The sequence below is a fragment of the Porcincola sp. LCP21S3_C12 genome, assembly GCF_052118625.1.
Taxonomy (GTDB): Bacteria; Bacillota; Clostridia; order Lachnospirales; family Lachnospiraceae; genus Porcincola.
On the sequence record NZ_JBQKGW010000007.1, the window covers coordinates 87,805 to 108,529 of the forward strand.

17 protein-coding genes are annotated in these 20,725 nt (G+C 54.0%); 13 read left to right on the plus strand and 4 right to left on the minus strand.

Annotated features, from left to right (window positions below; all coding sequences use genetic code 11):
• The first annotated feature begins 86 nt into the window (after positions 1 to 86).
• From ACTQ1N_RS05655 to efp, 4 genes are all read left to right on the plus strand, one after another.
• A complete protein-coding gene (locus ACTQ1N_RS05655) occupies positions 87 to 1,364 on the plus strand; it encodes a COG1470 family protein (protein ID WP_441955451.1) in 1,278 nt (425 codons plus the stop codon).
• A gap of 3 nt (positions 1,365 to 1,367) precedes the next feature.
• A complete protein-coding gene (locus tag ACTQ1N_RS05660) occupies positions 1,368 to 2,369 on the plus strand; it encodes an ABC transporter ATP-binding protein (protein ID WP_441955453.1) in 1,002 nt (333 codons plus the stop codon).
• Complete coding sequence (locus ACTQ1N_RS05665) at positions 2,326 to 3,510, plus strand: ABC transporter permease (protein ID WP_441955455.1); 1,185 nt, start codon at positions 2,326 to 2,328, stop codon at positions 3,508 to 3,510. Before ACTQ1N_RS05660 ends, ACTQ1N_RS05665 begins: the two co-directional genes overlap by 44 nt.
• Positions 3,511 to 3,740: 230 nt before the next feature.
• Positions 3,741 to 4,298, plus strand: a complete 558-nt coding sequence (efp, locus tag ACTQ1N_RS05670) for an elongation factor P (RefSeq protein ID WP_154523713.1) — start codon at positions 3,741 to 3,743, stop codon at positions 4,296 to 4,298.
• Positions 4,299 to 4,368: 70 nt separating this feature from the next.
• Here efp and ACTQ1N_RS05675 read toward each other — a convergent pair whose 3' ends face one another.
• Positions 4,369 to 5,127, minus strand: coding sequence for a TraX family protein (locus tag ACTQ1N_RS05675; RefSeq protein ID WP_441955458.1), 759 nt, complete (start codon positions 5,125 to 5,127; stop codon positions 4,369 to 4,371).
• Positions 5,128 to 5,340: 213 nt separating this feature from the next.
• Between ACTQ1N_RS05675 and surE the strand changes: the two genes are divergently transcribed.
• The 3 genes from surE to htpG all read left to right on the plus strand — a co-directional run bounded on the left by surE (position 5,341) and on the right by htpG (position 9,453).
• Positions 5,341 to 6,174: a 5'/3'-nucleotidase SurE gene (gene surE, locus ACTQ1N_RS05680; RefSeq protein WP_441955460.1), complete on the plus strand. Its 834-nt coding sequence runs from the start codon at positions 5,341 to 5,343 to the stop codon at positions 6,172 to 6,174.
• A gap of 241 nt (positions 6,175 to 6,415) precedes the next feature.
• A complete protein-coding gene (locus ACTQ1N_RS05685) occupies positions 6,416 to 6,979 on the plus strand; it encodes a hypothetical protein (protein WP_441955462.1) in 564 nt (187 codons plus the stop codon).
• A 227-nt stretch (positions 6,980 to 7,206) separates the two neighbouring features.
• Positions 7,207 to 9,453 carry a molecular chaperone HtpG gene (htpG, locus tag ACTQ1N_RS05690; RefSeq protein WP_441955464.1) on the plus strand — a complete coding sequence of 749 codons (2,247 nt, stop codon included), beginning with the start codon at positions 7,207 to 7,209 and terminating at the stop codon, positions 9,451 to 9,453.
• Between the two features lie 93 nt (positions 9,454 to 9,546).
• On the opposite strand, the gene ACTQ1N_RS05695 is transcribed toward htpG, so the two are convergent.
• Complete coding sequence (locus tag ACTQ1N_RS05695) at positions 9,547 to 10,167, minus strand: DUF5721 family protein (RefSeq protein WP_441955466.1); 621 nt, start codon at positions 10,165 to 10,167, stop codon at positions 9,547 to 9,549.
• 226 nt (positions 10,168 to 10,393) lie between these two features.
• Here ACTQ1N_RS05695 and ACTQ1N_RS05700 point away from each other — a divergent pair, with 226 nt between their 5' ends.
• The gene (locus tag ACTQ1N_RS05700; protein ID WP_441955468.1) at positions 10,394 to 11,401 is read left to right on the plus strand and encodes a hypothetical protein; all 1,008 of its coding nucleotides are present in this window, start codon (positions 10,394 to 10,396) and stop codon (positions 11,399 to 11,401) included.
• Positions 11,402 to 11,530: 129 nt separating this feature from the next.
• Here ACTQ1N_RS05700 and ACTQ1N_RS05705 read toward each other — a convergent pair whose 3' ends face one another.
• Together ACTQ1N_RS05705 and pyrB are read right to left on the minus strand one after the other, a co-directional pair.
• Complete coding sequence (locus ACTQ1N_RS05705) at positions 11,531 to 11,974, minus strand: aspartate carbamoyltransferase regulatory subunit (protein WP_441955470.1); 444 nt, start codon at positions 11,972 to 11,974, stop codon at positions 11,531 to 11,533.
• On the minus strand, positions 11,968 to 12,888 hold the full coding sequence (gene pyrB, locus ACTQ1N_RS05710; protein WP_441955471.1) for an aspartate carbamoyltransferase: 921 nt from the start codon (positions 12,886 to 12,888) through the stop codon (positions 11,968 to 11,970). The genes ACTQ1N_RS05705 and pyrB overlap by 7 nt, the downstream gene beginning before the upstream one ends.
• Positions 12,889 to 13,095: 207 nt before the next feature.
• Here pyrB and pheA point away from each other — a divergent pair, with 207 nt between their 5' ends.
• From pheA to ispG, 5 genes are all read left to right on the plus strand, one after another.
• A complete protein-coding gene (gene pheA / locus ACTQ1N_RS05715) occupies positions 13,096 to 14,226 on the plus strand; it encodes a prephenate dehydratase (protein WP_441955473.1) in 1,131 nt (376 codons plus the stop codon).
• Between the two features lie 101 nt (positions 14,227 to 14,327).
• Positions 14,328 to 15,671, plus strand: a complete 1,344-nt coding sequence (locus tag ACTQ1N_RS05720) for an ATP-binding protein (RefSeq protein ID WP_441955475.1) — start codon at positions 14,328 to 14,330, stop codon at positions 15,669 to 15,671.
• A 111-nt stretch (positions 15,672 to 15,782) separates the two neighbouring features.
• Entirely contained in the window at positions 15,783 to 17,324 is a 1,542-nt protein-coding gene (locus ACTQ1N_RS05725; RefSeq protein ID WP_441955477.1) for a Ppx/GppA phosphatase family protein, read from the plus strand.
• Position 17,325: 1 nt separating this feature from the next.
• Positions 17,326 to 19,620: an RNA degradosome polyphosphate kinase gene (locus ACTQ1N_RS05730; RefSeq protein ID WP_441955479.1), complete on the plus strand. Its 2,295-nt coding sequence runs from the start codon at positions 17,326 to 17,328 to the stop codon at positions 19,618 to 19,620.
• Positions 19,621 to 19,659: 39 nt separating this feature from the next.
• Complete coding sequence (gene ispG / locus ACTQ1N_RS05735; protein WP_441955481.1) at positions 19,660 to 20,718, plus strand: flavodoxin-dependent (E)-4-hydroxy-3-methylbut-2-enyl-diphosphate synthase; 1,059 nt, start codon at positions 19,660 to 19,662, stop codon at positions 20,716 to 20,718.
• Positions 20,719 to 20,725: the final 7 nt, after the last annotated feature.

The following is a 20,725-nucleotide window of genomic DNA, read 5'->3' on the forward strand; positions in this document are numbered from 1 at the left end:
CAATGCGTTTACTTTAGACGTTGATAATTGTGTGTCGCTTTTTTGCCTGATCGACACAAATCTTCAAAAATTAAAGGAGCAAAGTCATGGAAAAGGCAACGGTAAGAAGCAATAGAGCTGGGATTGCGAAAAATGTGGTCCTGGCAGGAGTGCTGTGCAGCGCCATTGCGGCATGGTCCTTCACATCGGTCAACGCGTATGCTGCCGGCAGCAGTACAACCTCGCAGTCGGAGACAGAGGCACCGGCCCCCACAGTATCGGGAACGGACGTCGTGTTCAGTACGGATTATCCGGGTGTGTCCGTCAAGCCGGGAGACTCCACCACATTTTCCCTCTATCTGACGAATGACGGGGACAAACAGGACACGGTTGAGCTGAGCGCCGCAGATCTGCCGGATGGCTGGACAGGAAGCTTCAAGGGCTCTTCCTCAGAGGTTTCGATGGTTCATGTTGAGGCTGCGCAGACGAAGGAGGCTTCACCGACACTGAGCTACGCGCTTTCCATTCCGGAGGACACAAAGGAGGGAACCTACAATCTGACGCTGGAAGCCAAGGGTGACAGTACGGACGCAAAGCTTCCGCTGACCGTCAAAGTTGACAAGAATGAGAAGGGTGTTGCGGCCGGCGAGTTTACGGCAGAGTATCCGGAGCAGCAGGGCGCTTCCTCCACAAATTTCAGCTTTTCCACGACACTGAAGAACAATGGGTCTGCGAACGCAACGTATGCGCTGGCAGCAGACAACGTTCCGGATGGATGGACCGTTACCTTTACACCGTCCGGGGCATCTGCACAGTCGGCTTCCGTACCGGTTGACGCAGGATCAAGCTCCTCCATCACAGTTGCAGTCACACCGTCCAAGGATGCCAAGCAGGGTGATTATGAGATTGACTGCACCGCAACATCCGGAGATGAGACTCTGAAGCTTCCGCTGACCGTCACGATCACAGGTACATATGGGATGACCCTGACGACTCCGTCCGGGAATCTCTCTGCAAAGGCCTATGCCGGGGAAGGCAGGAAGGTCACACTCGAAGTCCAGAATACCGGGAATGTTGCCCTGAAGAATGTCCAGCTGATGTCCCAGGCCTCGACGGACTGGAATGTCGAGTTCGACAACAGCACCATCGATTCGATTGATCCGGGTGCGTCCAAGGAGGTGACCGCGACGATCACTCCGGCAAAGGATGCAGTGATCGGAGACTATGTCACCGCGATTACGGCGAAGAACGATAACGCAAGCTCAGAGGCGGATCTGCGCGTTTCTGTCCAGAATCATACTGGCTGGGGCGTTGTCGCCATCGTCATCATCGCAGCACTTGTTGTCAGCCTTTGGGCGATTATCCGCAAGTTCGGCAGGAGATAAAAAATGTCGGAAGATTATACAATCATCCGCACCAAAGACCTGACGAAGGCGTACGGCAGCAAGGTGGCAGTCAACCATCTCAACCTCAGCATTAAAAAGGGAGAGATTTTCGGGCTGCTCGGGCCGAATGGTGCGGGAAAGACGACGACGATACTGATGCTGCTCGGACTGACGGAGCCGACACTTGGCAGTGCCGCGATCGACCGGCATGACTGCACGAGAGACTCGTTTCAGGTCAAGCGCATCACAGGGTATCTTCCGGACAATGTCGGGTTTTACGGGGACATGACCGGAAGGGAGAACCTCCGTTTCACAGCACGTCTCAATGGAGTGCCGGAGAAGGAGATTGATGGCAGGATCGACCAGCTGCTGGAGCGGGTCGGGATGACGTATGCCGGTAACCAGAAAACGAATACCTATTCAAAGGGCATGCGGCAGAGGCTCGGGATTGCCGATGTTCTGATGAAGGATCCGGAGGTCATCATCATGGACGAACCGACCCTCGGACTGGACCCGGAAGGCATGCGGGAATTCCTGCAGCTGATCAAGCAGCTGTCTGTCGAGGACGGAAGAACCGTACTGGTGTCCTCCCATCAGCTCTACCAGATCCAGCAGATCTGCGACAGAGTCGGGATCTTTGTCGGAGGCAATCTGATCGCGTCAGGCAAGATTAACGAGCTGGGCAGGAAGATTGTCTCGGAAGGACATTATGTCCTTGAGATAGAAGTTGAGCCCTGTGATGATCGTTTCCTTGGCTTCATCGGAACGCTGGACGGCGTGAAGAAGGTGTCGAAGGAAGGTGAGCGCTTCATCATCGAGTCGGACAGGGACCTTCGGAAACAGATCACGGAGTTCCTGGGCGTGAATCACTACACGCTGCTCCACCTGCGTCAGAAGGGCGGAGACCTGGATGAAATTTACAGGGTTTATTTTGAACAGGCAGAGAAAGAGGAGGCAAAACATGTCAAGTCCGGTAAAGAGCACGGCGGCAGAAAAAAAGTCTGAGGCCGGGACAAAAAGACAAACCTCCGACAATCGTGCCTGGTTCGGAATGAAGCCGAAGAAGGAAAAAGGGCTCGATGCCGTCAGGGAGAAGGTTGACAGTGTAGTCGGGAAAATGGAGTCCCAGAAGGATCCTGAGCTGGAAGCAGCTGCCGAGGAGAGGCGTCAGGTACGCTATCACAGTCTGGATGCGCTTTACAGGAAAGAGCTCGCAGACCATATCTGCAGCAAGCGTCTGGTCATCATCCTGGTAATTGTCGCGGCACTGTCGATCGCGAGTGTGTACGGCGCGCTGACAGGTATTAAATCGGCCATGGATGCGGCGGCTTCTGGGAAGGGCGATTCCTTTGACACGACCTTCATGTTCCTGAAACTGTATACGACCTCCGGCAATTCCATTCCGTCCTATATGTCTCTGATCGCACTGATCGGGCCGTTCATCGGGCTGATTCTGGGATTTGACGCGATCAATTCAGAGAAGAGCAACGGGACGCTGAACCGGCTTGTCTCCCAGCCGATCTACAGGGATTCCATTATCGTCGGAAAGTTCCTGGCATCGGCAACGCTGATCACAGTCATGGTGTTTGCGACCGGTATCGCGGTTGGGGCGGCGGGCTTCCTTTTCTCCGGAATCAAACCGGATGGAGAGCAGATCGCGAGAGTGCTGATCTACCTGATCTATACGATCGTGTATATCTGCTTCTGGCTGGCCATGTCAATGCTGTTTTCGGTTTTCACACGCCATGCAGCAACCTCTGCGCTGGCTTCCATCGCCCTCTGGCTGTTCTTTGCGATCTTCATGAGCCTGCTGGCAGGGATCATCGCGGACGGCGTGTATCCGGTCAGCACGGAGTATCAGCAGGCTGCCAATGCACTGAAGAATGCAAATCTGAACACAGGGCTGAATCGCATATCGCCGTACTATCTGTACTCAGAGGCGGCGTCGATTATCATGAACCCTGCGGCGAGAGCCATCAACGCGGTTTCCTATGCGCAGCTGGTCGGGGCCATCAGTGGATATCTGTCCCTGGGGCAGAGTCTTCTTCTGGTGTGGCCGCATCTGGTCGGGCTGCTGGCGCTGACATTTGTCTCATTCGAGATTTCCTATGTCGGCTTCATGAGGCAGGAGATCAGAGGAAACTGACGCAGCAAAGCCTTCGGCAGTCTGATATGGGCTGCCGGAAAGGCAGAAGTATGGTTTCCTGTCTGGTGAGATGCGCGCCGGACGGCTGATGAAGGCTGTTGAACCCTGCTGAACCGTGAAAAGTCCTTGAACTGAGCCGTGAAATGGCATAAAATAAAGCGATGCATGGCGGAATCAAAAGATGCGATGCGATCTACGGATATGCGATAAGGACATAAGGAGGAATTTATATGGTATCAGCAGGCGATTTCAGGAACGGCATTACACTGGAGATCGATGGACAGGTTATGCAGGTCATGGAGTTTCAGCATGTCAAGCCGGGCAAGGGAGCGGCATTTGTCCGTACCAAGCTCAGGAATGTCATCGATGGCGGCGTTGTCGAGAGAACGTTTCGCCCGACTGAGAAGTTCCCGCAGGCAAGAATTGACCGCATCGATATGCAGTATCTGTACCAGGACGGCGATCTGTACAATTTCATGAATGTTGAGACCTACGATCAGATTGCCATCAACAGCGATATCGTCGGCGACAGCATGAAGTTCGTCAAGGAGAACGAGAATGTAAAGGTCCTTTCCTACAACGGATCTGTGTTCGCAATCGAGCCGCCGCTGTTCGTTGAGCTCGAAGTCACTGAGACTGAGCCGGGCCTGAAGGGGAACACTGCGACAGGTGCAACCAAGCCGGCAACCGTCGAGACAGGTGCGCAGATTCAGGTGCCGCTGTTTGTCAACACAGGTGATAAGCTGAAGATTGACACTAGAACGGGAGAGTATTTGTCCCGCGTATAATGTGACAAAAAAAGGGGATCCGCGGATATCCGCGGATCCCCTTTTTTTGCAAATGACAGACACTTCAGACTTATGTGATAGTTGCGATACAGAGCCATCTGATCAGACCGAGAATCATCAGATGAACAGGATAGAAAAGGTAGAAAAAGTATTTCAGCCGCAGACCGCGCTTTCCATTGTACAGGTAGCAGAGAATAAACGAAGGCGGGGCATATGTTTCCCAGGCGATCGCGGCGGCGCCTGCAAAGCACTGAACCAGCCGTTCATCATGAAATAAGTACAGGACAACGATCAGGAAAACACCCCGGAAGCTGTAATCGGTCATGAGCCCCCTCGCGAAGGTCATTCCACACAGGGCAATGACCAGCCGGAGCATTCTCCGGGAACGGAACTGGTCCATCGTCCAGATGGTCCAAAGTCCGATCAGGAGCGTGAAATAAACATTCTGTTTCAGCGGGTAGAACCAGCCGGGCTTGAGGGCCAGGTCAAACGGAATCTCGGAGATCAGTGAGAAAAGAAAGAGCCGCTCCATATATTTGCGGACATCGTGCGTGTGATAGTAGCCCTCGACGATGAGAAAACAGAAGATGGGAAACGCAAGCCGCCCGATCTGACGCATCACGGTATAGACGGACAGAATCTGGTTGTAACGGGCGGCATTTGCCCGGATGGCGGGCTGATTCAGCAGCTGCAGGACAACAGAACCGCCGGTATGGTCGATCAGCATCGTGATGCAGGCAAACAGCTTCAGCGTGCTGGAAGACAGGCCATACCGGGAACCGGACAGGCCTGCCATCAGCCGGCTGTGTGAGACACGTTGTTCCTCCATAGGAATCCTTTCGAAGTACCGGCCCGTTTCGGACCGGTCAGAAATCAGAATGAACAGTCAAAAGTGTATCACCAATGCAGCTGGAAGAAAAGATGCCGGTGGCGTCTGCGTCTGAATTTCAGCCGGTCTTTCGCTGCAGTCCGAACGGCAGAGATAAAAGCATTTGCACTTTGCATATGAGCGGGCTGGCATATATAATTCAGGGTGTCTTCTATGAAGGCAGAGTCAGGGCCATCTGATGAGCAGATGACGGAAAACAGGACAACCAGGAAAGGAACGGAGACGAAAATGCTGAAAATACTTGTGACGAATGATGATGGGATCGACGCTCCGGGCATTGTGAAACTGGCGGCCTGTGCGGCAAAACTGGGGACAGTGACGGTGGTAGCACCGAAAAACCAGTGTTCAGGGATGTCGCACCATATTACATTGAACCGGCCGATGGAACTGAAGGAGAGGCCGGATTTTCCCGTGAAGGGGGTGAAGGCTTACAGTCTTGACGGAACGCCGGCGGACTGCGTCAGGTCGGTTGTCCATGGGATGCTGGATCCGGACGCCGGGGAGAAGGGTGCCGGAACGGAGGCGTATTTTAAACAGAATCCGTATTTCCCCGATATTGTGTTTTCCGGGATCAATGCGGGCGCCAATGCAGGCTATGATATCGTTTATTCAGGAACGGTCGGAGCGGCGATGGAAGCAGTACTCTATGGAATCCCGGCTGTCTGTTTTTCCCAGGAACAGGCGGGATGTGATGAGGCTGCAGACCGGTATCTGGACCAGATCGCCGGAGAACTGATTCACAGACAGCTCCCTGCTGGCCAGATCTGGAATGTCAATTTCCCAAGAGTGGGTCTGAACGAGCTGAAGGGAATCCTGTATGACCGTGTGCCGGATCACTGGTGTATGTACCACGACTATTATATCGAGCATGATGGATACGTGACCGTAACGGATGTAAAACGGACATCAGGAGCGATCGGGACCGATATCGGAGCCATTCTCGCAGGATACATCTCAATCGGAGTTATATCCAATCCAGTCGTATAAGGGGGATACCCGCAGACGGGGCTGCGTGCGAAAGCGGAAAACGGCAGCTTTCCGGATGATTCGAAACTGTGATTTGTTTGTGTACAGATTCCAATAGAAGTTGGAAGGTGCTACAATGAATCTGACAGCTGACGATTTTCGGTGATCATCATGGAGAGCTGATCCGGATACATACGTGATGACGTTCATATCCGGGAATTAGGAAGCATGCAGGATAGAGTGACAGGGAGGAGGTCTCGATATGTCATTGCTGGATGATCTGGGCGGAAAGCTCAATAAACTGACCGGAAAGCTGAAGGACGCGGATCTGGGGGACAAGATCAGTGAGGTTGGAAATAATGTCGCGGATGCTTTGAGCATGGGTGCAAGGACTGCTTATGGCAGGGCAAAGAATGCTGCCGAGGTCGGCGGCCTGAAACTCAAGCTGGCAGACGCAAGAAAGGAAGAGGCCGCTGCGTTTGAAAAGTTCGGACGCAGATATATGGAGCTTCACAGAGAGGACGCCGATCCGGATCTTCTTGATGAGATTGAGTCAATCAAGGCGGCCGGAAGGAAGGTCGAGTCAATTCAAAGGTCCATCGAGGAATCAAAAGCCGCGCAGGCAGCTGCTGAGGCTGAGATGAAGGAAAAGGCTGAGGAACAGAAGACTGCCGCAGCGGAAGAAGACGCGGGTGATGAGTTTTCCGGGACGGTGACGGAGGAGGAGACTCCCGCAGAGCACACAGAAGAAGAGACCGCAGCGGAAGAAAAGAGCCCGTCGGAGCCTGAGAAGGCAGTCGATAACCAGACGGACGGGCAGAACTAAAAAACAGGATGAATCGTCTGTGACGGCAAGGTCAGGAATCCTTTCGAGCGGATTCCTGACCCTTTTTTGTGCAGGCCGGAATGCCGGGCAGATACAAATTGCTAGCACTCACCAAAAATGAGTGCTAAATTTTCCTTGACTTTTGCCTCATGCAGAACTAGAATCTCTGCATATAAGGTCAGGTATGACCGCTTTCCAATTCATGAAATGCAGGAGGCGAAATCAATATGGAAACCAGAACGGGTAATGTTTCAATCAACAGCGAGAACATGCTGCCGATTATCAAGAAGTGGCTGTACAGTGACAAGGACATCTTCGTCCGGGAGGTTATATCGAACGGCTGTGATGCCATATCCAAGCTGCACAAGCTGGAGATGATGGGAGAATATCAGTATCCGGACAAGTTCAAAGATTCGATCCGGATTCTTGTCAATCCAGATAAGAAGACCGTGAAGTTCATCGATACCGGTCTTGGTATGACGGCAGAGGAAGTGGAGAAGTACATCACTCAGATTGCATTTTCCGGCGCGACGGCGTTCTTCGAAAAGTACAAGGATAAGGCAAACAAGGATGACATCATCGGCCATTTCGGACTGGGCTTTTATTCTGTGTTCATGGTGTCCGATATGGTCACGATCGATACGCTGAGCTACCAGAAGGATGCAAAGCCGGTTCACTGGGAGTGCGATGGCGGGGACACCTACACGATCGGCGATGGGGACTACAGCCAGGTCGGTACCTGCGTGACGCTTCATCTGAATGAGGACAATCTTGAATTTGCGAATGAATACCGCATGCGCGAGGTGCTGGAGCGGTACTGCAGCTTCATGCCGGTTGAGATCTTCCTGAGCAAGGAGGGTGCTCCGCAGGAGTACGAGGAAGTAAAGCCGGACGAGGTGAAGGAGGACGACGTTGTCGTCGGGCCGGTTCATCATGACGCGGTGACACGTGAGGAGGATGACGGAAAAGGCGGCAAGAAGACGGTCGAGGTCGAGCCTGCGAAGGACATGGTCAAGATCAACAAGCGCCCGGTCTCCATCTCTGACATTCACCCGCTCTGGCAGAAGACTCCAAGTCAGTGCACCGATGACGAGTATAAGGATTTCTACCGCAAGGTGTTCAATGATTACCGTGAGCCCTTGTTCTGGATCCACCTGAACATGGATTATCCGTTCAACATGAAGGGAATCCTGTACTTCCCGAAGATCAACACTGAGTACGAGTCGATCGAGGGAACCATCAAGCTTTACAGCAATCAGGTCTTTGTCGCAGACAACGTCAAGGAGATCGTACCGGAATATATGGTTGCGCTCAAGGGTGTTGTGGACTGCCCGGACTTCCCGCTGAATGTATCCCGTTCCGCACTTCAGAATGACGGTTTCGTGAAGAAGATGTCCGACTACATCGCCAAGAAAGTTGCGGACAAGCTCGTCGGCATGTGCAAGACAAAGCGCGAGGACTTTGAGAAATACTGGGATGACATCAATCCGTTCCTGAAGTATGGCTGCCTGAAGGACGAGAAGTTTGACGAGCACATCAAGGATTATATGCTCTTCAAGGACATCAACGGGAAGTATTTCACACTGAAGGAATATCTGGAGCATGTTGCGCCGAAGAAAGCGGAGGAGGCTGCTGAGGATCAGTCAGAGGCATCTGGAAAAGCGGCGGAGGGAACGGTCGAGGGAGCCGGAACATCTGCAAAGACAGCGGAATCAAAGAAGGCCGATGATACGGTCGATTTCACAGAAAATCCGGAGGACCTGAAGAAGGAAGCTGACAGCCAGAGCGATGAGGAGAAGGCTGACCGGGCGGCAGAAGGCAGGACAGAGGAACACAAGTCCGGCGACGAGAAAGAAAAGCCTGAGAAGACGGTCATTTATTACGTCACAGACGAGGTTCAGCAGGGACAGTACATCCGGCTGTTCAAGGAACAGAATCTGGATGCAGTTGTCATGAAGATGAACATCGATACGCCGTACATTTCCAAACTGGAGTCTCAGAATGAAAATCTTTCCTTCCGCCGCATCGATGCCGATGTCACCGGCTCTCTGAAAGAAGAAGGTGACGCCGACAGCCTGAAAAAGGAGACCGAGGAGCTTCAGAAACTGTTCAAGGAGGCTCTGAAGAAGGAGAAGCTGACGGTCAGGGTGGAGAAGCTGAAGGATGAGAATATATCCTCCGTCCTGACGCTCTCCGAGGAAGGCCGCCGCATGCAGGATATGATGAAGATGTACAGTGCCGGCTCCGGCAGCATGGATACGGATATGTTTGCCCCGGATGAGACCCTGACGCTGAACGAAAACAATAAAATTGTGAAGTATTTGCTGGCTCATCAGGACGGAGCGCACACCGGCCTGTTTGCAAAGCAGCTGTATGATCTGGCAGCGATCGCAAATGGCCCTCTGAAGCCGGATGAGATGGCGGACTTTATCAGGAGATCCAACGAGATGATGCTGCTTGTGGCAGAAGCGTAACGGCCTGAGAGTGGGACTGGATACCATCTGCCGGCGGAGGACAGGCCCCCGCCGGCAGATGGCGGCGAATGGAGATGATGATACAGGACTTTGTCACTGAGGTTCTGCAGCGATGTTCCTTGCGGCAAAGAAGCGGAGCATCATGTCATCCCAGATCTGGTCCAGAGATTTGTCGAGTGTAAAGGGCTTCAGTGAAACACCGCTTGTACAGAGAATCTCTTCATTCTGATAAGTGATGTTCAGAAAAAGGCCGTTCACATCCTCCACACTCCAGGAGAGACCGCCGGAGGTCAGGATGCTCTGAATGCCTTTGTCCGGCATCTTCAGGATGATCCGGAAGCTGAGCGGTGAATGCTTTCCGCTGACGATGGCGCGGACAATTGGCCGGATTCGCGCCCAGGATGGTTCCTGAATGCGCAGCTGGCCGTTTTCAGACGCTTCGATACGATGCCCGCTGCCGGCAGACAGGTGTTCAGATACCTGCCCGGCAGCGGGCGTTTTTCTGTCTGCAGGCTCCTGCCCGGCAGACAGAGGCACCGATGAAGATGGCTTGTCCTGAGGGCCGCTGAAGTAAGCCGGGTGCCAGGTCCCATCAATCCGGAAGGTCGTGTAGGTTGTAATCTGGGCTTCCCCGAGGATGAATGTATCAAAGACCGGGCGGGTGAAGAGTGCGGACAGAAAGGCTCTGTTATCAGAAATTTTGACTGCAATCAAAGAATTGTACCTCTCGAAACGGGCGATCAGGCCGCTGTATGATGAAATGGTTGTCAGAGCAGTGTAATGGTACTACACAATGACAGGATGAGAAAGCCCAATTTTAAGAAAGTTTGTCACGGACGGTGAGTTTTCTTAAGGTTGCCTCCGATCGCTTGCCTCCCTTGTTTAAATATGCGATGATACAGGTAACACTCAGATGTGACTTCACACAGGAGGAGAGGATATGAGGACAGATCGCAAAAAAAAGCTGCTGCTGCCGCTGGCAGTGAGTCTTCTGACGGTGCTGATGATCCTTGAGGGGCCGGCGCTTCTTCGGGGCAGAGGGTTCGGCGGAATCAGCGCACAGGCGGCGCAGAGCAATCTCTATTCAGTCCATGTGGACAGCGGGTATCTGGCGCTGCGCACGGCGAAGGCTTATGACTACAGCAATGAGATCGGAAAGCTGTACACCGGGGATCAGGTGCAGGTGACGGATACATCGGATTCTGTCTACTGGTATGTGTATGCGCCGGGACTTGGAAAGTATGGCTATGTGAACAGCAAGTACCTGACTGCTGTCAACGGAAGTCCTGCGTACAGCGTGGCAGGAGTTGCGATGACGGTCAGGGTTGACAGCGGCTATCTGGCTCTCCGGAACGGAAAAGCCTACGATGCGTCGAATGAGATCGGGAAGATGTACACAGGGGAGACGGTCTATGTGATTGACATGAATGATCCGGACTACTGGACGGTCTACTCTCCGAAGCTGGGGCTGACCGGATACACAAACCAGCATTATCTCTATGCAGTGAACGGAAGTTTTCCTTCCTACGATGCGATGACCGTAAGAGTCCAGAGCGGGTATCTGGCACTTCGCACGGCGAAGGCCTACGATGCCTCCAACGAGATCGGGAAGCTTTATACCGGTGATACGGTCTATATCGAGGATACAAGTGATTCCAGGTACTGGTGGGTTTATGCACCGACGCTCGGACAGGAAGGCTATGTGAACAAGGATTATCTGACCGGCGGAACATTCTACACTTATTCGCTCGGAAGCTGGACGGTGTCGGTTCAGAGCGGGTATCTGGCACTCAGGACGGCAAAGGCGTATGACGCCTCCAATGAGATCGGAAAGCTGTACACGGGAGAGACCGTTCAGGTCATCGACGCATCGGACAGCCAGTACTGGTATGTGTATGCGCCGTCGCTGAACCTGTACGGATACGTCAATGCAAATTATCTGTACTGAGCAGACAGATCAGTGTTTTCGAAGAACAATCCGAATGTATGAACAGACGGAAAAATGCGCCGGGTTAAAAGCCCCGGCGCATTTTTTATGTCCTCTCATTCGAATCGTCTTGCAGGCATCTCCCCTGAGTCAGACGCCCTTTTTCTTGGAAGAGTGGTACTGCTCGTCGCAATAGCGGCAGCGGTAGATTTCGTGTTCCTCGTCCGCAAGGTAGAAGACCTGATCCAGACCCTGCTCGATGGTCGAGATACATCTCGGATTCTTGCAGTGGATGATGTTGACAAGTTTCTTCGGAAGCTTCAGCTTCTGCTTCTCAACGATCCTGCCGTCTCTGATGATGTTGACGGTGATCGTGTGATCGATAAAGCCAAGTGCATCAAGGTCCAGCTTCTCAAGCGGTGCCTCCACCTTGATGATGTCCTTCTGACCCATCTTATTGGAATGAGCGTGCATGATCATGGCAACCTGGCAGTCGAGACGGTCGAGTTTCAGACGCTTGTAGATATCCATCGCTTTCCCTGCCGGGATATGGTCGAGCACAACACCTTCCTGCAGCTGTCCTACGCTTAACATACCTTCACCCCCAGTAATGTAAGAATCAATGCCATTCGGACGTAGACACCGTACTGAACCTGGCGGAAGTAGCAGGCGCGCGGGTCGCTGTCCACATCGACTGAAATTTCATTGACACGCGGAAGCGGATGCAGCACAGCGCAGTCCGGCTTCGCAAGCTGAAGCTTCGCGCGGTCAAGAATGTAGAAGTCCTTCATACGGATGTAGTCATCCTCGTTGAAGAAGCGCTCCTTCTGTACACGGGTCATGTAGAGAACATCCAGCTCCGGAAGAGCGTCCTCCAGGCGGATCACTTCCTTAAACGGAACATTGTTCTTCCGCAGAACATCATCCCGGACATAATCCGGAATCCGAAGCTCTTCCGGAGAAATCAGGACAAAACGGATGCCTGTGTACCGGACAAGGGCGGAGATCAGGGAGTGGACCGTGCGTCCGAACTTGAGATCGCCGCAGATGCCGATTGTCATGTTGTTGAGCCTGCCCTTGATGGAGCGGATCGTCATCAGGTCGGTAAGCGTCTGGGTCGGATGCTGATGACCGCCGTCGCCCGCGTTGATGACCGGGATTTTTGAGACAAGGGAGGCAACGTAAGGCGCGCCCTCCTTCGGGTGACGAATGGCTGCAATATCCGCGAAACAGGAGATGACGCGGATTGTGTCAGATACGCTCTCGCCCTTCGAGGCAGAACTCGAAGAGGCAGAAGAAAAGCCAAGAACCTTACCACCTAAATTAAGCATCGCAGTTTCGAAACTGAGACGGGTGCGGGTACTTGGCTCATAGAATAATGTCGCGATTTTCTTTCCTTCACAGGAATGGGAATACTTTTCCGGATTATGCTCGATATCAGTTGCCAGATCAAGAAGCTGATCAATTTCCTCAACCGAGAAATCCAAAGGACTCATGCAGTGTCTCATTGATACCTCCGTTGCATTGTAAAGTTTCCTGCGTTTGAATCTTACATATCATACACAGTTCATCCCTGCCATGCAATAGAAAGTTTACAGGTTTTGAGATATACTTGAGATTGCCCTGGCAGCGGAGCGTGGCGTCTGGATTCAGTCTGGTTCTCCCGCTGCGCGCAGGCGGCGGAAACAGGAAGGCAGCAGGAAAAGGGATATTGAATGGGTGATTTGAAGGAATACCGCGCGGAGATTGACCGCATCGACCGAGAGCTCGTAAGACTTTTTGAAGAACGGATGAAAGTCTCGGAGCAGATTGGCGCCTACAAGATCGAGAATGGGGTCAAGGTTTTTGATAAAACGCGGGAGAGGCAGAAGCTGGATGAGGTCAAGGGACTGGCGCACGGCGACTTTAACCAGCATGGAGTGGAGGAGCTGTTCTCTCAGCTTATGTCCATGAGCCGGAAAAAGCAGTACGCAATGCTGGAGAAGCGGGGAGCAGGCGGACGGCTGCCGTTCATCGGTGTCGACAGGCTGGACACGGATCATATCCGCGTGGTCTTTCAGGGCGTTGAGGGAGCCTACAGCCAGGCTGCCATGACAGCATTTTTCGGGGAGGATGTCAACAGCTTTCATGTAGCGAGGTTCCGCGACGCGATGGAGGCGATCGCCGAAGGCAGTGCAGACTATGCAGTCCTGCCGATCGAGAACTCCACGGCAGGAATCGTGGCGGATAATTTTGATCTGCTTGTCGATTTTGAAAACTACATCGTGGCTGAGCAGATCATCCCGGTTGAGCATGTCCTGATGGGGACGAAGGACGCCGAGCTGTCATCGGTCCGCACAGTCTACTCACACCCGCAGGCACTTGCGCAGTGTGAAGGCCTGTTTCAGACTCATCCTGACTGGAAGGCGGAGCCATTTGGAAACACAGCGCTCGCTGCCAGAAAGGTTGCGCAGGACGGGCGGAAGGATGAGGCAGCCATCGGAAGCGCATTTGCAGCCAGGCGGTTCGGCCTTCAGATCCTGAAGACGCACATCAGTGATGAGGAGGCCAATGCGACCCGCTTCATGATTGTGACAAACCAGCGGATCTTCCGGAAGGATGCGAGGAAGATTTCGATCTGTTTTGAACTGCCGCACTCATCCGGAACCCTGTACAATATTCTGTCGCATTTTATTTTCAATAACATCAACATGACACATATTGAGTCCAGACCGATTCCCCAGCGCAGCTGGGAATACCGGTTCTTCATCGATTTTGAGGGGAACCTGGCGGAGCCGAGTGTCAAGAACGCACTGAGAGGGATCCGGGAGGAAGCCATCAACATGAAGATTCTCGGGAACTATTGAGTCAGGCGGCAGATCCGGGAAATACAGAAACGCAGGAACACAGAAATGCAGACAGCTGACAGACTTGGGACAGATGTTAAGACAGTGACAGGGGGACATGCATGCACGACGCAGGGGAACTGATCCTTTTCAGAGATACGGAGAATGGTTTTTTAAGTCGGCTGGCGCAGCTGAGAGCAGCATGCGGGGCGGACGCGTCCTTTCAGGGGAAGATGGCGGAAACACAGAAGGATCTTCGCCGGCTCCGCCTTCAGTGTGTATCAGACTATACGGCTTTGATCCGGGATATCCTGGAGACATCGGAAAAACGGGGATTTTCAGGCAATCTCTGGCAGGCCTGTCTGACAGGGATTCTGGTCTACAACGAGAATGCCTATTCAAGAGCCTGTGAGATCAGGGGAGCAGTGGACGGCGGCATCAATCAGGCGGCGCTGCATGATGTCCGCATCCTGATGGAGTACTTCCGCTATGATTTCAGTGACATCGAGGAGAGGCTTGGCGTCTCTCTGTACAGCCTGATCCGGGACTATGTCCAGACGGACGATGACCGGAGACTGTACAGCAGGAGGGTGCGGGACCGGATCCAGACGCTGTCCGGGCGGCTTTCGGCAGCGGAGACCCCGGAGGAATTCAAGGCCGACCTCGATTCCTTCTACCATGACTTCGGATGCGGCAAGTTCGGACTTCACAAGGCATTCCGTGTGATCCACCGCGAGGGGGAGACACAGTGCCAGATTGTTCCGATCACGAACATCGCCCACATCCGGCTCGATGACCTGGTGGGGTACGAGATTCAGAAGAAGAAGCTCAGGGAGAACACGGAGGCTTTTCTCGACGGGCGGCAGGCGAACAACTGCCTGCTGTTCGGGGACGCAGGGACCGGAAAGTCTTCCTCGATCCGTGCGATTCTGAACGAATACTACGACAGGGGACTGCGGATCATCGAGGTTTACCGCCATCAGTTCAGGGATCTGGTCGATATCATCGCACAGATCAAGAACCGGAATTACCGCTTCATCATCTATATGGATGACCTTTCCTTTGAGGAAAATGAGACAGACTACAAGTATCTCAAGGCGGTGATCGAGGGCGGCATGGAAAAGCGGCCTGACAATGTCCTGATCTACGCGACGAGCAACAGACGGCATCTGGTGCGGGAAACCTACGGAGACAAGGAGGGCGATATCCGTCAGGATATGCACACCTCGGACACTGTCCAGGAGAAGCTGTCGCTCTCGCTGCGTTTTGGTGTGACGATCTACTTCGGCGCACCGGTCAAGACAGAGTATGACGGGATTGTGCTGGGGCTGGCGCGCAGGGCAGGCATCGACATGCCGCAGGATGAGCTGCTGCGGAAGGCAGGAAGCTGGGAGCTGTCGCACGGCGGACGTTCGGGACGCTGCGCGCAGCAGTTCATCGATTACCTGCTGTCTGCAGAGACATAAGCAGCTGCGGGCCCCTGGATGGATGTCCGGTTCCGGAGGGAGACGGAATTCAGGAGAAGCCCGTCGGGGAACAGATTTCCTGTAGTTGAATCAATCGTGAGGACAGAGAGAATGGCAGTCAAGTTATTTGCGTCGATTCTCATCGGATCGACAGAAACGGAAATGAAGCTTTTCCAGCTTTCGCCACGGAGAGGGATGGCACAGCTGTCCTGCCAGAGCAGGCGGATTGACCTGGGTTCGGATGCCTATGCACGCGGAACGCTTTCCACGCAGAAGGTAGAGTTTCTGGTCCGCACGCTGAAGGCATTTAAAAAGACGATGGACGGCTACCATGTGGACAGCTACCGGATGGTGGCGACATCGGCGATCCGTGAGCTGAAGACGGCGCTCATCACGAAGGACTACATCGAGAAGCAGACGGGGCTGAAACTGACGATCTTATCCAATTCCGAGCAGCGGTTTCTCGACTACAAGTCTATCGCGCTTGACACGGACTCCTTCGAGGAAATTATTCAGACGGGGACGGCGATTGTAGACATCGGCGGCAACTCCCTCCAGATTTCAGTCTTCGACCACGATAAGCTGATCACGACCCAGAACATCAAGGTTGGAAAGGTTTCGACCAGGGAACAGTTCTATCCGCTTGCTCAGAGCAATGCGCACTATGAACGGCTGGTGATGGAGCTGATGCAGCATGAGCTGGACGGATTCGGGAAGCTTTACCAGAAGGATCGGCAGATCACGACGCTGATCGCAACGAACCGGGAGCTGCAGGAGATTTTCCGCCCGGTTGCCGAAAAACAGAAAAGCTCCGTGATTTCCAGGGAAACCTTCATGGAACTGTATCAGAAGGTTGTCGGACTGAACGCAGATGAGATTGTGGCGCGGATCGGTGTTTCGATGGAGACGGCCATCTATGCCACGACCTCCCTTGTCATCTGCCGCGCACTGCTCGATCGCTTCGATTCCAAATCTGTCTGGCTGCCGTACGTCTCGATCGGGGATGGTCTGGCGTACGATTTTGCCGCGGAAAACGGAGTGCTGAAGGCCCCGCATTCATTTGACGAGGATATCATCGCTGCGTCGCGGTCGATCGCCAAACGGTACAAGTCGAACTCTGACCATATCCGGGTTGTCGAGAGCCTGAGTCTGAAGCTCTTCGATCAGACCAGGCGGGTCCATGGGCTGGGAAAACGGGAACGGCTGCTTCTGCAGATCTCCGCGATTCTGCACAACTGCGGCAAGTACATTTCGCTGACGGACGTGTCAGACTGCGCCTACAACATCATCATGGCGACGGAGATTATCGGACTGTCCCATGCAGAGCGTCAGATTGTCGCCAATGTCGTGAAGTTCAACACAGCTCCGTTTGAGTACTACGACGAGCTGGTGCAGGATTCCTCTGTCAGCGTAGAGGAGTATCTGGTCATCGCAAAGCTGACGGCGATTTTGAGAACCGCAAATTCTCTCGACCGCAGCCACAGGCAGCGCATTCAGGACATCAAGGTCTCGATCCGGAACGGCAGCCTGGTCATCACGGCGCTGACGGATGAGGATCTGACACTGGAGCAGGGGACACTGGCGATGGAGGATTCCCTGTTTGAGGAAGTGTTCAACTTACGGACGGTGCTCCGCCAGAAGAGGAGGGTGTGAAATGGTCAGAAATGAGGCACAGGCTGCGGCTGGAACGGCGAAAGCGGTTGATTTTACGAACCCGGCCTATTATACGAACAGGGAGCTTTCCTGGCTGGACTTCAACTACAGAATTCTCGATGAGGCAAGGGACAAGGAAAACCCGCTGTTTGAGCGGCTGAAGTTTCTCTCCATTACAGCTTCCAATCTGGATGAATTTTTCATGGTCCGGGTGGCCTCGCTCAAGGACATGTCGGAGGGCGGCTATTCGGGACATGACATTGCCGGGATGACGGCGGATCAGCAGCTCTCAGCGGTACAGAAAAAGTGCCATGAGTTCATGGAAAGGCAGTACTCAACGCTGATGCGCAGCCTGGTTCCGTCACTTCGGTCAAACAACATGGAAGTCCTTTTCGACCACGAGAGCCTGACAAAGCAGCAGGCGGACTACTGCGACCGTTATTTTGACGAGGTGATCTTCCCGGTCCTGACACCGATGGCGATGGACTCCTCGAGGCCGTTCCCGCTCGTGCGCAACAAGACACTGAACATCGGTGCCCTGATTTCCCGAAAGCCCGAGGCAGCGCCGGAGGGCTCCATCGAGGCGATGGTACAGGAGAACCTGACCAGAACCGGGGAGCGGGTCGCCCGGAAGGCAGCCAAGGACAACGGAAAGGACAGCAAGGATGGGAAGGAGATTGATCTCAAGGACGGGACAATGTTCGCAACCGTTCAGGTTCCGTCCGTGCTCCCGAGGGTGATCGAGATCCCCTGCACGATGGAAGGCACAAGAACCGGGATCCTGCTCGAGGAGATCATCGAGCGGAACATGGGAAAGCTGTTTTCCGGCTATCATGTTGTCTGTGCGAACGCGTACCGGATCACGAGAAATGCAGATATGACACTGGACGAGGACGATGCGGACGATCTGCTCGATGAGATCCAGAAAAAGCTCCGGAAGCGTCAGTGGGGCGAAGTCATCCGATTCGAGTATGAGGACGGGATGGACAAAAAGCTGTTCAAGATTCTGAAGAGGGAATTCGGGGTTGGAACGGATGCCATCTACAAGATCAGCGGACCGCTGGATCTGACCTTTCTGATGAAGCTGTACGGGATGAAGGGCTTTGAAAACCTGAAGGAAAAGCCGTACGTCCCGCAGCCGGTCCCGGCGCTCATGAACCTGCCGGAGGGGACGAACCTGTTCGATGCAATCCGGGAGAAGGATATTTTTCTGTCGCATCCGTACGAAACCTTTGATCCGGTCGTGAATTTCATCAGCAGTGCGGCCGACGATCCGGACGTCCTGGCGATCAAGATGACACTCTACCGCGTGAGCGGCCATTCGCCGATTGTAGCGGCGCTGGCAAGAGCTGCCGAGAATGGCAAGCAGGTGACAGCGCTGGTTGAGCTGAAGGCGCGTTTTGACGAGGAGAACAACATTCAGTGGGCGGAAATGCTCGAGAAAGCGGGCTGCCATGTTATATACGGACTGGTCGGCCTGAAGACCCACAGCAAGATCGCTCTGGTTGTCCGGAAGGAGGAGGATGGAATCCGCCGGTATGTCCATCTGGCGACCGGAAACTATAATGACTCAACCGCCAAGCTCTACACAGACTGCGGGATCATGACAGCCAGTCCGGCCTACGGGGAGGATGCGACGGCCGTTTTCAACATGCTGTCCGGATACAGCGAGCCGAAGCACTGGAACCGGCTTTCCCTGGCGCCGATCTGGCTCAGGTCTAAGCTGAATGCACTGATTGACCGGGAGATTCTCCACGCAAAGGCACATGAGAACGCACACATCATCGCGAAGATGAATGCGCTCTGCGACCCGGGGATCATCGCGAAGCTGTATGAGGCGAGTGCTGCCGGCGTGAAGATCGAGCTGATCGTGCGCGGGATCTGCTGCCTGAAGGTCGGCATTCCAGGAATATCGGAGAATATCACGGTCCGTTCGATTGTCGGACGCTTTCTGGAGCATGCCCGCATTTTCTGGTTTGCGAACGGGGAACATCAGGAGATCTATATGGCTTCAGCAGACTGGATGCCGAGAAACCTGAACCGGAGAGTCGAGATCATGTTCCCGCTCGAGGACGCAGACAGTGCAAGAGCGGCCAAACACATCCTGGATGTGCAGCTGGCGGATACGATGAAGGCACATGTGCTGAGGCCGGACAATACCTACGAGAAGGTTGACAGAAGGGGGAAGGTGCTCATCGGCGCGCAGGCGACGCTGATGAAGGAAGCCATCGAGGCAGCGGCAGACCCTCATGACCCGATGGCATCGAGAACCTTCACGCCTGCGGCGGCAGACTGACAGACAGAAGATCCGGGACAGAGGTCAGGAGGGGAAAAGATGACAACAAGAGAACATACAAGGACAGTGAGAATTGGAGACCGCGTCATTGGCGGAGGGAATCCGATTCTGATCCAGTCCATGACGAATACGAGAACGGAAGATGTAGACGCAACCGTCGCGCAGATCCACCGGCTGGAGGAAGCCGGCTGCGAGCTGATCCGCTGTACCGTTCCGACGATGGAGGCAGCGAAGGCACTGGCGGAGATCAAACGGCAGATTTCGATTCCGCTGATCGCAGACATTCATTTTGATTACAGGCTGGCGATCGCGGCGATTGAAAACGGAGCAGACAAGATCCGTATCAATCCCGGCAACATCGGCTCGCAGGAGCGGGTACTGGCCGTCGTCGACGCGGCAAGAGAGCGGGATGTGCCGATTCGTGTCGGGGTCAACTCCGGCTCGCTGGAGAAAGAGATCATCGAAAAGTACGGTGGGGTGACGGCAGACGGACTTGTCGAAAGTGCGCTGGACAAGGTACACTGGATTGAATCGATGGACTACAGCAACCTGGTTGTCTCGATCAAGTCCTCGAATGTCCTGATGTGTGCGGAGGCCTATGAGAAATTTGCGCAGCAGTCGGATTATCCGCTTCATGTCGGTATCACAGAGGCCGGGACGGTTATATCCGGAAATATCAAGTCGGCGGTCGGGCTGGCGCTGATTCTTTCGAAGGGAATCGGGGATACCATCCGTGTGTCGCTCTCAGGAGATCCGGTCGAGGAGATCCGGAGTGCGAAGCTGATCCTTCGGACGCTGGGGCTGAGAGAAGGCGGAATCGAAGTGGTATCCTGCCCGACCTGCGGACGGACGCAGATCGATCTGATTTCCCTTGCAAACCAGGTCGAACAGCTTGTGCAGTGCTATCCGCTGAACATCAAGGTGGCTGTCATGGGATGCATCGTGAACGGCCCCGGCGAAGGCCGCGAGGCGGATCTTGGTATTGCCGGCGGAAAGGGTGAGGGCCTGCTGATGAAACACGGAGAGATCATCCGGAAGATTCCGGAATCGGAGTTTCTGCCTGCCCTCAAGTGGGAGCTTGACCACTGGGAGGGCTGAAGGCGAA